Source organism: Streptomyces sp. PT12 (genome assembly GCF_003311645.1).
In the GTDB taxonomy this organism is placed as follows: domain Bacteria; phylum Actinomycetota; class Actinomycetes; order Streptomycetales; family Streptomycetaceae; genus Streptomyces.
On record NZ_QEST01000105.1, the window covers coordinates 38810 to 51332 of the forward strand.

The 12523-nt window shown below is 75.3% G+C and carries 9 protein-coding genes and 1 pseudogene; 7 read left to right on the forward strand and 3 right to left on the reverse strand.

Translation table 11 applies throughout. The features are described 5' to 3' along the window. Position 1 precedes the first annotated feature (1 nt). From DEH69_RS12680 to DEH69_RS12695, 4 genes are all read left to right on the forward strand, one after another. Positions 2-4534: a type I polyketide synthase gene (locus DEH69_RS12680; RefSeq protein ID WP_113687053.1), complete on the forward strand. Its 4533-nt coding sequence runs from the start codon at positions 2-4 to the stop codon at positions 4532-4534. Positions 4535-4611: 77 nt separating this feature from the next. Then, a complete protein-coding gene (locus DEH69_RS12685) occupies positions 4612-4878 on the forward strand; it encodes an acyl carrier protein (protein WP_113687110.1) in 267 nt (88 codons plus the stop codon). A gap of 3 nt (positions 4879-4881) precedes the next feature. Beyond that, the gene (locus DEH69_RS12690) at positions 4882-5814 is read left to right on the forward strand and encodes an alpha/beta fold hydrolase (protein ID WP_113687054.1); all 933 of its coding nucleotides are present in this window, start codon (positions 4882-4884) and stop codon (positions 5812-5814) included. Further along, the gene (locus tag DEH69_RS12695) at positions 5811-6974 is read left to right on the forward strand and encodes a glycosyltransferase (RefSeq protein ID WP_113687055.1); all 1164 of its coding nucleotides are present in this window, start codon (positions 5811-5813) and stop codon (positions 6972-6974) included. The genes DEH69_RS12690 and DEH69_RS12695 overlap by 4 nt, the downstream gene beginning before the upstream one ends. A gap of 42 nt (positions 6975-7016) precedes the next feature. Here DEH69_RS12695 and DEH69_RS12700 read toward each other — a convergent pair. The 3 genes and pseudogenes from DEH69_RS12700 to DEH69_RS12710 all read right to left on the reverse strand — a co-directional run. Beyond that, positions 7017-7370 (reverse strand): annotated as a pseudogene (locus DEH69_RS12700) (acyltransferase domain-containing protein); the annotation flags it as partial. Positions 7371-7424: 54 nt separating this feature from the next. Continuing rightward, positions 7425-7640, reverse strand: coding sequence for a DUF5988 family protein (locus DEH69_RS12705; protein WP_113687057.1), 216 nt, complete (start codon positions 7638-7640; stop codon positions 7425-7427). A 277-nt stretch (positions 7641-7917) separates the two neighbouring features. Further along, positions 7918-8133 carry a hypothetical protein gene (locus tag DEH69_RS12710; protein WP_113687058.1) on the reverse strand — a complete coding sequence of 72 codons (216 nt, stop codon included), beginning with the start codon at positions 8131-8133 and terminating at the stop codon, positions 7918-7920. A 134-nt stretch (positions 8134-8267) separates the two neighbouring features. Here DEH69_RS12710 and DEH69_RS12715 point away from each other — a divergent pair, with 134 nt between their 5' ends. The 3 genes from DEH69_RS12715 to DEH69_RS12725 are packed head-to-tail and all read left to right on the forward strand — an operon-like array spanning position 8268 to position 12522. Beyond that, entirely contained in the window at positions 8268-10145 is a 1878-nt protein-coding gene (locus tag DEH69_RS12715) for an IucA/IucC family siderophore biosynthesis protein (RefSeq protein WP_113687059.1), read from the forward strand. Next, complete coding sequence (locus DEH69_RS12720; protein ID WP_113687060.1) at positions 10142-11926, forward strand: IucA/IucC family siderophore biosynthesis protein; 1785 nt, start codon at positions 10142-10144, stop codon at positions 11924-11926. Before DEH69_RS12715 ends, DEH69_RS12720 begins: the two co-directional genes overlap by 4 nt. Then, on the forward strand, positions 11923-12522 hold the full coding sequence (locus DEH69_RS12725; RefSeq protein WP_113687061.1) for a GNAT family N-acetyltransferase: 600 nt from the start codon (positions 11923-11925) through the stop codon (positions 12520-12522). The genes DEH69_RS12720 and DEH69_RS12725 overlap by 4 nt, the downstream gene beginning before the upstream one ends. The last annotated feature ends 1 nt before the right edge of the window (position 12523 follow it).

Sequence of the window (12523 nt, forward strand, 5' to 3'; positions counted from 1 at the left end):
GATGGCACCGAGGGCGAGCGTGCCGGTCGCGATCACCGGGATGGCGGTGCTGCTGCCGGGGGCGCGGAACCTGGCGGCGTACTGGGACAACCTGGTGGCCGGGGTTGACGCCATCTCCGATGTCCCGCCCTGGCGTTGGGACGAGGAGTTCTTCCCCGACCCCGTCTACTGCCGCAGGGGCGGCTTCGTGGACGGCCTCGCGGAGATCGACCCCGCGCGGTTCGGGATCATGCCAGCCTCGGTGGCGGGCACCGAGCCCGACCAGCTGATCGCGCTCTCGGTGGCCGCCGACGCCATCGACGACGCCGGTGGCCAGGAGCGGCTGCCCGACCGCGACCGGGTCGGGGTGGTTTTGGGGCGCGGCGGCTATCTCACGCCCGCGCTCGCCCGCCTCGACCAGCGGCTGCGTTCGGCCCACCAGCTCACCCGCACCCTCGGCGAGGTGCTGCCCGAGCTGACGGGCGAGCAACTGGCCAGGGTGCGCGAGGCGTTCGGCGAACGCCTCGGGCCCGAGCGGCCCGAGGCCGCGATCGGCCTCGTGCCCAACCTGGCCGCCTCGCGGCTGGCCAACCGCCTCGATCTGCGCGGCCCCGCCTACACGCTCGACGCCGCGTGCGCCTCGTCGCTCATCGCGGTGGAGCACGCCATCGCCCGCCTGGCCTCCGGCGAGTGCGACGCGATGCTGGCCGGTGGCGTGCACCACGCGCACGACGTCACGCTGTGGAGCGTGTTCGCGCGGCTCGGGGCGCTGTCGCCGAGCGGGCGCAGCCGCCCGTTCCACGCGGGCGCCGACGGGGTGCTCATCGGCGAGGGCACCGGCATCGTGGTGCTCAAGCGGCTGGCCGACGCCGAGCGCGACGGCGACCGCGTCTACGCCGTCATCCGCGGCACCGGGGTGGCGGGCGACGGGCGCGCCGGGAGCCTGGCGGCCCCCGACCAGGGAGGGCAGACGCGGGCGGTCGCCAGGGCGTGGCGGACCGCGGGGCTCGACCCGCGCGCGGCCGACGCGTTGGGGCTGCTTGAGGCGCACGGCACCGGGACGCCCGCCGGGGACGCCGCCGAACTCGCCACGCTCACGGAGGTGTTCGGGCCGCCGAGCGGGGGCGGTGACCGGGCGCCCGTGATCGGCTCGGTCAAGTCGATGATCGGGCACGCCATGCCAGCGGCGGGCGCGGCCGGGCTCATCAAGGCGGCCCTCGCGCTGCACCACGGCACGCTGCCGCCCACGCTGCACTGCGACGAGCCGCGCGCCGCGCTCGCCCGCACCAGGTTCCGCCCGGCGTCCCACGCGCTGCCCTGGGACGGCAGGCCGCCCCGCGCGGCGGTGAACGCGTTCGGCTTCGGCGGCATCAACGCCCATGTAGTGCTCGAACGCGCCCCGTCGGCCCCGGCGTTCGCCGCGCCGTTCACCGTGCGCGAGCCCGAGCTGGTGGTGCGGCTGACCGCCGCCGACCCGGGGGCGCTCGCCGAACGCCTCGCTGCCGACGACGCCGCGCTGCGCCGCGCCGCGCCCGAGAGCGCGGGGGGCGGCTGCCGCCTGGGCATCGTCGACCCGACGGCCAAGCGGCTGGCGCTGGCCCGCAGGGTCGTGGCCAAGGGCGGGGCCTGGCGAGGCCGCAACGACGTCTGGTTCTCCCCAGCCCCGCTGCTCGCCGACCAAGGCCACCGGGGCAGGGTCGCGTTCCTCTTCCCCGGCCTTGAGGCGGAGTTCGCCCCCGGTGGCCTCGACGACATCGCCGCGCGCTTCTCCCTCCCCGCGCCCGGCGCGTGGGCCGCGGCCGACCCCGATGACCTGGTCACCCATGGCAAGGGCGTGCTCACCGTGGCGCGGCTGCTCGACGCCGCGCTGCGGCGCATGGGCGTCGCCCCCGACGGCGTGGCGGGGCACAGCGTCGGCGAGTGGGCGGCGATGCGCGCGGGCGGGATGTATCCGCCTGAGGAGGCCGACGCGATACTGGCGTCGTTCGGCCCGGGGTCGCTGCGCGTGCCCGGGGTGGTCTTCGCGACCGTGGGCGCGTCGGCCGAGCGCGTCACCGCCACGCTGGCCGAGCGGGGCCGCGGCGACGTGGTGCTCTCGCACGAGAACTCCCCGCGCCAGTCGATGATCTGCGGCCCTCGGGAGTCCGTCGACGCGCTGGTGGCCCTCTTCCGCTCGCGGCGGGTGCTGTGCCAGGTGCTGCCGTTCCAGTCGGGCTTCCACACCCCGATGCTCGCCCCCTACCTCGGCCAACTCACCGAGGGCGCGGGCCGGTTGCCGCTGCGGACGCCCGAGGTGCCGGTGTGGTCGGGCACGACCGCTCGGCCGTTCCCCGCCGAACCCGACGGCGTGCGCGCGCTGTTCGTGCGGCACCTGCTCGAACCCGTCAGGTTCGGGCCGCTGATCGAGGCCATGTACGCGGCGGGCTTCCGGGTGTTCGTGCAGGCGGGCGTGGGCCAGCTCGGCTCGCTCGTGGACGACACGCTCCAGGGCCGCGACCACCTGACCGTCGCCGCCCACTCCCCGCACCGCCCTGGCCTCGCCCAGCTGCGCAGGGTCGCGACCGCGCTGTGGGCCGAGGGCGCCGCGCTCGACCCCGACACCCTGCGCCCCACCGCCGCGCCCGCGCGCCGGGGGCCCACGGTGGCCCTGGACCTGGGCGCGCCGCTGGTCTCGCTCGGCGAGCCCGCGCGCGAGGAGCTACGCACCGGCGTGCGGGCGGCGTTGGGCGCCGGTGACACCCTCGTCGCGCCCGTCGGAGGAGGCGCCACCAGCGGCCTCGACGCCCTCGCCGCCGCCCACCCCGTCGCCGCCGAGCTGCGCGCCGCGCTCGCGGAGACCGCCACCACGGCGGCGGCCGTCCTCACCGCGCGCGCCACGGGCCGCGCCGCCCCCGGGCCGCCGAGGCGCGGGCGCGGCGAAGGGCCCCCGAGGCCAGCGCCCGACGGCACGGTCCGCCTGCGGGTGTCGACGGAGGCGATGCCCTACCTGCTCGACCACTGCTTCTTCCCCCAGCGCACGGGCTGGCCCGACGCCGAGGACCTGCGGCCCGTCGTTCCGGCGACGACCATAGTGCGGCACCTGATGGACGCCGCGGAGTGGCGCGCGCCAGGCCGCCGCGCGGTCGCGGTGCACGACGTGCGCCTCGAACAGTGGGTGGACGCGGCGCCGCCCGTCGACGTGGAGATCACCGGCACCCGAAGCGGCCCCGACCACACCGCCCTCGCCTTCGGCCGCCACGCGCGCGCCACGGTCGAGGTGGGCGACGCGTTCCCCGCCCGCCCGCCCGCGCCCTGGCCGGTCGACGCCCAGGCCGAACGCCCCTGCGCCCACACGGCCGATGAGCTGTACCGGGACCGCTGGATGTTCCACGGGCCCGCGTTCCGTGGCATGGCGGAGCTGACCGCCATCGGCGAGCGGCACGTGCGCGGCGTGCTGACCGCGCCGCCCGCGCCCGGCGCGCTGCTCGACAACGTCGGCCAGCTGCTCGGCTACTGGATCATGGTGAGCCTGGCCGAGCGGGTCGTGGTGTTCCCCGTGTCCATGCGCGAGATCCGCTTCTTCGGGCCCCACCCGCCCACCGGGGCGCGCGTCGGGTGCCACATCAGGGTCGTGTCGGTGAGCGACGCGGCCGTGGAGGCGGAGGCGCAGCTGACGGTGGACGGCGCGGTGTGGGCGGAGATCGCCGGGTGGCGCGACCACAGGTTCGCGGCGCCCGACGCGCGCCGCACGAGCGGCTACCCCGAGCGGCGCGCGCTGTCCGAGGCCCGCCCCGGCGGCTGGTCGCTGCTCGTCGACCGCTGGCCCGACCTGGCGTCGCGCGACCTGGTGATAAGGACCCAGCTGGGCAGCGCGGAACGCCGCGCCTACGACGAGCGCCCCCCGCGCGGCCGCCGCCAGTGGCTGCTGGGCCGGATCGCCGCCAAGGACGCGGTGCGCCGCTGGCTGTGGGAGCGCGGCGAGGGCCCGGTGTTCCCCGCCGAGGTCCGCATCCGCAACGACGCCAGCGGGCGGCCCTGGGCCGAGGGCGTGCACGGCCGTGAACTGCCGCCGCTCGACGTGTCGTTGGCGCACCGCGGGCGGGTGGCGGTGGCGATCGTCGCGGAGCGCGGGCGCGGGGCGGGGATCGACGTCGAGGAGGTCGTCGACCGGCCCGATGGCACGATCGCCATCGCGCTCGGCGCGGGGGAACGCGACCTGCTCGCGGAGCGGTGCGCGGCCACGGGCGAGCCCGTGGCGCTGTGGTTCACCCGATTCTGGGCGGCCAAGGAGGCGGTGGCCAAGGCCAGGGGCACCGGACTGCGGGGCCGCCCACGGGACTTCGCGGTGGTGGCGGCGGGCCCTTCCGCGCTGCGCGTCGCGGTCGACGGCCGCGCGCACCGGGTCGCATACGCCCCGATGGCCGAAGGAAGCAGCACCTATGTCGTGGCCTGGACCACGGACGTGGACGAGAACAGCGCTGACGAGAGCAGCGCTCACGACAACAGCACTGACGAGAACAGCGCTCACGACAACAGCGCTGACGAGAGCAACGATGATGAGGAGAGCGGCACGTGAACCCCGTACGACCGGCCCAGGAGGCCGCGCCCGCGGACGCGGCGCCCACGGCAGCGGTGCTGGCGGAGATCGCCGAGATGATCGAGGCCGTCCTCGACGACGCGGGGGCCGGTCTCGACCCCGAGGCGGTGATCGGGATGGACAGCAGGTTCGCCGACGACCTTGAGCTGGAGAGCATCGACCTGGTGGCGCTGGCCGAGCGCCTGGAGGAGCGGTACGGCGACCGGGTCAACTTCGCGGAGTTCCTTGCGGATCTCGACCTCGACGAGATCATCGCGCTGACCGTGGGCCGCCTGGTCGACCATGTGGCGGGCCGCCTGAGCGCCGCGACCGCGGAGGGCTGAGCCATGGCGAGGGTCAGGGCGAACGGCGTCGACCTCAACGTGCGGCGGCTGCCGCCGCGCGGCGGCGCGGCCGGGCCTGGGCCCGCGCCCGTCGTGGTGTTCCTGCACGGCGCGTTCATCGACAGCCTGGCCAGCTTCTACTTCACGCTCGCCCCCGCGTTCGCCGAGGCGGGCTATGACGTGGTGCTCTACGACCAGCGCGGGCACGGCCGTTCGGAGCGGCCGCCGACGGGCTACCGGGTCGGGGACTTCACGGCCGACCTGGACGCGCTGCTCGACGCGCTCGGCATCGAGCGGCCCGTCCACCTCGTGGGCAACTCCTTCGGCGGAACGGTGGCGTTGGACTTCGCGGCGCGCCACCCCGAGCGCGCCGCTTCGGCGCTGGTGATCGAGTCGGGGCCGCCGACCAGGGCGTGGGCGGAGATCATGCGGGCGGCGCTCGCGCAGGCGACATCGTCGGAGCTGTCGCCCGACCGGGCGCTCGTGTGGTTCGTCGAGCAGTACCGGACGATGTCGTCCACCCGCGAGATCGGCCGGTACGACGCGCACCTCGCGCGGCTCGGCGCGTCGGCGGGGCGGCTGATGGACGAGACGACGATAGTGCGCGACATACCGGACAGCGAGGTGCTGAGCGACGAGCGGATCAGGTCGCTGCGCTGCCCGGTGTACCTGGTGAACGGCGGCGACGGGCTCGTCGCCGAACAGGCCGCGCACGCACGGGCGTTGCTGCCCGATGTGCGGGTGGCCGAGGTGCCGGGGCAGAAGCACTCGGTGCTGGTCGAGGCGCCCGAGGAGGTGGGGCGCCTCGCGCTCGCCTGGGTCGACGCCCAGGCGTCGCGCGTGTCGGAAGCGTCGGGTGTGTCGGGTGTGTCGGGTGCGCCTGAGGTCTCGGGGGCTCCGTTGGAGCCCGGGCAACGGGTGGGGGTCGCGCCATGAGCCGTTTCCTGTTCACCGTGCCGCCGCTCGCCGGGCACATCAACCCCGCCGCCGCGGTGGCCGCGGAGCTCGGCGCGCGGGGGCACGGCGTCGCCTGGGCCGGGCGGCCCGCGCTGATCGACCGGCTGACCGGTGGCGCCTTTCCCGTGCACGCGTGCGCCGGTCCCGATGTGCCCGGTGAACGGCCGCCCGGCATAAGGGGGTTGGAGGCGCTGAAGTTCCTGTGGGAGGCGGGCTTCGGGCCGCTGGCCGAGGCGATGGCGCCGGATGTGGAGGCGGCGGTGCGCGCGTTCCGCCCCGATGTGGTCGTGGCGGACCAGCAGACGGTGGCGGGCGCGCTGGTGGCCGAACGCCTCGGGCTGCCGTACGCCACGTCGTGCACCACGACGGGCGAACTGCTCGGCGCCGCGGGGCTGCCCAAGGTCGAGGAGTGGATCCTGGAGCTGCTGAACGGGCTGCGCGCGCGGTTCGGCGACCCCGCGGCGCGCCACGATCCGCGGTTCTCGCCGTGGCTGACGCTGGTCTACTCGACGCCCGAGCTGGTCGGCGCGCACCCGGCGCGGGAGAGCCCGCTGAGCTTTGTGGGCCCGGCGTTCGGCGACCGGCCCGGGGCGGATGACTTCCCCTGGGAGTGGCTTGCGGAGGACGTTCCCGTGGTGCTGGTGAGCCTGGGGACGGTCAACGGCGGCGCGGGGGCGCGTTTTCTGGCCGAGTGCGTCGCGGCGGTGCGGGCCAGGGCGGGCGCGGTGCGTGCCGTGTTCGCCGACCCCGCTGGCGTGCTCGACGGCGAGGAGCCGGGCCCCGATGTGCTGGTCCTGCGGTCCGTGCCGCAGACCCAACTGCTCGGGCGGGTGCGGGCGGTGGTGTGCCACGCGGGGCACAACACCGTCACCGAGGCCCTGTGGCACGGGCTGCCGCTCGTGGTGGCGCCCATCCGCGACGACCAGCCGGTGGTCGCGGGCCAGGTCACCGAGGCGGGCGCCGGGGTGCGGCTGCGCTTCGGGCGCGTGGACAGGGAGCGGATCGGCGCGGCAATCGACGCGGCGCTCGGCGACCCGGGGCTCGCGGCCGGGGCGCGGCGGGTGGCCGCGTCGTTCCGCGCGGCGGGCGGGGCGGGGGCCGCCGCCGACAGCCTGGAGAAGCTGGCCGCGGGCGCCTGAACGGGCCCGGCAGGGGCTACTCCGTGCGCAGCTCCTCCTCGATCAGGGCGAACATCGCGTCGTCCACGAGTGGCCGAGGACGGCGGCGGTGTGGCGGCTCACCAGGTCGAGGACGCGGCGGCGGCGCTGCTCGGGCGTGTGCCGCGCGCCCCACGCGACCGGGACGCCCCATGCCCACGCCTGCCCCACGCCGGTGAGGAAGCGCCGGGGGCCGCCGTCGTCGCGGCGGAGGCTGCCGGTCGCGGTGGCCTCGACGCCGATGGCGTCGGCGGTCTCGACGACGCTGGAGCACAGCACGGGGTGCGGGCCGACCCCGATGAACGTGGTGTCTCCCCGCTCCACCAGGGCGCGCACGGCGTCCGCGAACCTGACGGTGCGACGCAGGTTGGCGACCCAGTAGGCGGCGTCGTCGAGAGGGACTGCCCGGCTACCGCCCCGGTCGGGGCACGGTCACTCGGCGACGTAGGTGCGGCGCGCCCACTCGAAGACGCGCAGCTCGCTTCCGTCGTGCAGGACCGTCTCGGGCGTGGGATGGAAGTGCTCGTAGGCGTTGCCGACCGGGATCTTGAGCGTCATCTCGGTGTCGCGGACATGCCTTAGGCGCTGTGGATCGGCCCTCTCGAGGGGCCCGCCGCGCAGAATCACATTCGGTTCGGGAAGGCTCATCTGGGTTCACTCCATCGGTGACGAGACAGGCGTCGGGTGCGGGCGAAAGACCGTGCTCCGCGCGTGCCGTGTGGGTCTCCACGAGTCTTCTCACCAGGTCATGCAGGGGATTCTTCTGCGCGGCCGCCTTTCGGCGGACCCGGGACCACCCCTGGCCGACACCCCAGCCCGGGCGCGCCACCCGTCGGCCCATGACCCCGGGATACGCGCATGCGAACGTTAGCCTGCCGCCTGGGCCATGGCGTTCGCCGCCCGTGCGCGCCCCGGCGCGCCGCTTCTACAGTGGGCGGGTGACGAACGGCGCGCCCTCCCCGGTCTCGGTGAGCCCCACCCTGGGAGTCGTGCTGTGCCTCCCGCTGATCGCCGCCGCGACGGTTGCGGCGGTGTGGCGGCTCACCCCGGGGGCGGGCACGGGCCGCGCCGGGGAGGGCGGCGCGCCCTCGACGAGCTGGCCGCGTGGCGCGGCGAGGTGGAGGCCGCGCTCGAGGGTCAAGTCTCGGTCAGGAAAGTGCTGTTGAGGGGGCGTCAGGGGCACCGTTGCCCATAAGGCAAGGCTAACCTAATCTTGGGCGGGTCTCGGGCGCGGAGCCCGTTCGCCCCTGCCCCACCCTCCCCCGGAGCCGCTCGATGCCCCAGCGCCACCCCACCGCCGACGACCTGACGGCCGATGAGCTGACGGCGTCGGGCCACCCCGTCCCCGAGCTGCCCGAGGTCACCCCCGCGGCCTGGCGGGAGTCGGGCCGTCGGCTGCTCGCCAAGGCCCTGGGCGAGTGGTGCTTCGAGGACATGCTCAAGGCGGTCGAGACGGAGCCCGGCCGCTACCGGGTCGACCTCGACAGCGGCACGACCTATGTATTCTCCGCCGCGCCCGGCGCGTTCGGCTGGCTGCGCGTCGACCCGGACTCCATCACCCGCACCGCCACGGGCATGCTGGGGAACTCCATCGCCGAGCCCGCCTGGGACGCGCAGCGCTTCCTGCTGGACGCCGCCTCCACGCTGGGCACCGACGCGTCCACCATCGCCACCTACTTCACCGAGCTGGCCGCCACCCAGGCCGTCGACGCCGCGCGCGCCACCCGGGGAGGGGAGCGCGCGAGCGAGCTACTGGCCCTGGGACACGCCGAGTTGGAGTGCCGCATGACCGGGCACAACCTTCTGGTGGCGAACAAGGGGCGCATCGGCTTCTCCGCCTCCCATGTCCGCGCCTACGCCCCCGAGTCGGCGCAGCCCGTCCATCTGCGCTGGCTGGCCGTCCACCGGGGCCTCGCGGAGTTCCGCGCCACCCCGGAGCTGTCCGAACGCGACGTGCTCTCCCGGGAGTTGGACGAGGAGACCCGCGCACGGTTCACCGCCGTGCTCGAACGCGCGGGGCTCGCGCCCGAGAGCTTCGTGTGGATGCCCGCGCACCCCTGGCAGTGGGACCACGCCATCCAGATCCTGCACGCCGCGGACATCGCCCAGCGCCGCATCGTGCCGCTCGGCGAGAGCCCCGACGCCTATCTGCCAGGGCAGTCCATCCGCACCATGGCCAACGTCAGCAACCCCAGGCGCTATGACGTCAAGCTGCCGCTGAAGATCCTCAACACCCTGGTGTGGCGCGGGATTCCGCCGCACTGCACGTCGGGGGCGCCCGCCGTCACCCAGTGGCTGCGCGGCCTCCTCGACCGCGACAGGCTGCTCGCGGATGAGACAAGGACGGTCTTCCTCGGCGAGGTCGCCTCGGTCACGGTGCGCCACCCCTACCTGGACGCGTTCCCCGATGTGCCCTACCAGCACCTGGAGACGCTGGGCTGCATATGGCGCGAGTCGGTCTCCTCGCGCGCCGAACCCACCGAGCGGGTGCGGACGTTCGCCTCGCTGCTGCACGTGGACAGCGCGGGCGACGCGTTCGTCGCCGCGCTGGTGCGCGCCTCGGGGCTGCCGCCCGAGCAGTGGCTGAGGCACCTCTTCGGCACGCTGCTCGACCCGCTGCTCCATGTGCTCTACCGCTACGGGGTGACCTTCAACCCCCATGGCCAGAACACCCTGTTGGGCTACGACGAACGCGACGTCCCACGCCGCCTGTTCCTCAAGGACTTCGTCGACGACGTCTGCGTGTCCTTCGACGACGTGCCCGAGCGCGGCCCCGAGCCCGACAGCCACGGCCACATCCTGCCGCGCAAGCACCCCTCGATCATCCGCCAGCATGTGATGGATCAGGTCTTCGTGGGCCACTTCCGCTATCTGGCCCCGCTGTGCGCCGACCAACTCGGCGTTCCCGAGGAGACGTTCTGGGCCATGGCCCGCGAGACCATCCTCGCCTTCCAGGCCCGCTTCCCCGAGCTGGCCGAGCGCTTCGCCGCATACGACCTGCTCATCCCGCACATCCCCCGCTACGGCCTCAACCGCGACCGGCTCGTCGTCACCCGCTACACCGACCGGGCGCTGCGCCACGCGCTGCACCCCAACGGCACCCACCCCAACCCGCTCGCCGCCGCTCGGCCCCGCCAGGAGAGTGCCCGATGAGCCCATCCCCCACGACCGCGGCGCGGCCCACCGACCTGCTCGACTCGGCCGATCCGCGCGCCGCGGCCGAACACGCCCACCTCGAGGCCGTGTTGCGCTGCTGGCTCCAGGAGAACGCGCCCACGCGCACCTCGGGCCCCGTCCACATCGCGCTGCCCACATCGGGCCTGACCCTGGTCGCCGAGCTGACGCACTGGTCGGCGACCGGCTGGCACCGCTTCGGCCCCATCACCCTGCGCGGCCCCGGCGGGCCGCTCGGCGCCCACGCCGACCCCGTCACCGCGGTGGCGCTGCTGGCCGCCGAGGCCACGGTCGAGGGCGGGCGGCGCGCGGGCGGCGTTCCCCCCGGGGAGGCGGCCGACCTGGTCGAGCGCACCGCCGAGTCCGTCCGCCGCGTCACCGCCTTCGTCGCCGCGCGCCGCGCCGCCCCCGCACCCCCGCCCGGGGTCGACGGCTTCCTCGACGCCGAACAGGCTTTGCTGCTTGGCCACTTGCTCCATCCCGCGCCCAAGAGCAGGGATGGCATCTCGGAGCGCGACGCGGCGCGCTACTCTCCCGAGCTGCGGGGCTCGTTCCGGCTGCACTGGTTCGCCGCCGACCCCTCGGTCGTCTCGCACGACGCCGTGGCGGGCGCGCCCTCGCTCGCCGGGCGCGACACCGTTCGCCTCATGGCCGACCTGGCCGAACACCCCGCCCCCGACGGGCGGTTGCTGATCCCCGCCCACCCGTGGCAGGCCCACGACCTGCCGCAGCGGCCGAGGATCGCCGCCCTCGTCGCGTCGGGCGCGCTTCAGCCGCTGGGCGAGCTCGGCCCCCACTGGTGGCCGACGTCCAGCCTGCGCACCGTCTACCGGCCCGGCGCGCCCGTGATGCTCAAGCTCTCCCTCGGCCTGCGGCTGACCAACTCCCGCAGGGAGTCCACGCGTACGGAGCTGATCAGGGGACTCGAGATCAACCGCCTGCTGGACGCGGGCTATGGCGCAGCGACGTTCGCGGCGCACCCCGGCTTCGCCATCACCCGCGACCCCGCCTGGATCGCGGTAGACGAGCCTGGCCGCCCCGGGGGTCCCGAGGTCACGGGCCTCGATGTCGCGGTGCGCGAGGTGCCGCCCGGCGTGGGCCAACTGCGGTGCCTGGCGGGCCTGGTGGCCCCGCGCCCCGGGCTCGGGCGCAGCGCGCTCGGCGCCGCGGTGTCCGCGCAGGGCACCGGCGCGGCCGAGCGCTGGGTGGCCGACTACACCGACCGCGTCCTCGTGCCCATGCTGCACCTCTACGCCGCCACCGGCATCGGTCTTGAGGGCCACCAGCAGAACACTCTGGTCCGCCTGGACGCCGATGGCCGCGTGACGGGGGGCGCGTTCCGCGACAACCAGGGCTACTACCTGGCGCGTTCCCACCTCCCCCGGCTGCTGGCCGCGTCCGGCGCCGACTCCTCGACGCTCGCCGTCGTGGACGACGCGCTCGCCGACGACCGCCTGTCCTACTACCTGTTGCGCAATCAGGCACTCGCGCCGGTGGGTTGCCTGGCCGCGGAGGGCCTGGCCCGCGAGGGCGACCTGATCGACGCGCTGCGCGCGCGGCTCGCCGCCGCGCTGCCCGCCCTCGCCGACGCGGGCCCTGGCGGCGACCGGCTGGCGCGGCGCTGGCTCTCGGCGCCGACGCTGCCGTGCAAGAGCAACCTGTTCACGCGCCTCCACGGCATCGACGAGGTGCTGGCCCCGCTCGACGCCCAGTCCGTCTACTTCGACGCCCCCAATCCCCTGACGGCGGAGGCCAGGTGACCGCACCGCGGACGGACGCCGCGTGCGAGAACGACGAGATCCCCGGGCCGCCACTGCCCCGCCTCGGCCACCCGTGGTCGGCCAGGGTGGCCGCGGCCCGCGGGACGGACCTGGACCTGGTGCACCGCTGGATGGCGCGCCCGCACGTGGCGGCGTTCTGGAACCAGGCGTGGACCCGCGCCGCGTGGGCGGACGAGCTGGCCGCCCAACGCGCCGGATCCCACTCGCTGCCCTGCCTGATCGACCGCGGGGGAACGCCGCTCGCCTATGTCGAGATCTACCGGGTGGCCCGCGACCGCCTGGCCGCGCACTACCCGTGTCACCCCCACGACCTGGGCGTGCACATCGCGATCGGCGACCGCGACCGCCTCGGCCGCGGCCTGGGCCGCGCGCTCCTGGCCGCGCTGGCCCGCGGCCTCTTCGAGGCCGACCCCGACTGCGCCAGGGTGGTGGCTGAGCCGGACGAGCGCAACATCCCCTCCACCCGGGCCTTCACCGCCGCGGGCTACCGCCCGAGCGGCACGATCCGCTTCCCGGAGAAGACGGCCCGCCTGCTGATCCACCCCCGCGACACGGGTCACACGCCGGAACGCTGAG

What these genes read in the sequence shown, in the direction of transcription:
- DEH69_RS12680 (WP_113687053.1), top strand. Translation starts at nt 2, where the DNA reads ATGGCACCGAGGGCGAGCGTGCCGGTCGCGATCACCGGGATGGCGGTG.
- DEH69_RS12685 (WP_113687110.1), top strand. Translation starts at nt 4,612, where the DNA reads ATGATCGAGGCCGTCCTCGACGACGCGGGGGCCGGTCTCGACCCCGAG.
- DEH69_RS12720 (WP_113687060.1), top strand. Translation starts at nt 10,142, where the DNA reads ATGAGCCCATCCCCCACGACCGCGGCGCGGCCCACCGACCTGCTCGAC.
- DEH69_RS12705 (WP_113687057.1), bottom strand. Translation starts at nt 7,640, where the DNA reads ATGAGCCTTCCCGAACCGAATGTGATTCTGCGCGGCGGGCCCCTCGAG.
- DEH69_RS12690 (WP_113687054.1), top strand. Translation starts at nt 4,882, where the DNA reads ATGGCGAGGGTCAGGGCGAACGGCGTCGACCTCAACGTGCGGCGGCTG.
- DEH69_RS12695 (WP_113687055.1), top strand. Translation starts at nt 5,811, where the DNA reads ATGAGCCGTTTCCTGTTCACCGTGCCGCCGCTCGCCGGGCACATCAAC.
- DEH69_RS12715 (WP_113687059.1), top strand. Translation starts at nt 8,268, where the DNA reads ATGCCCCAGCGCCACCCCACCGCCGACGACCTGACGGCCGATGAGCTG.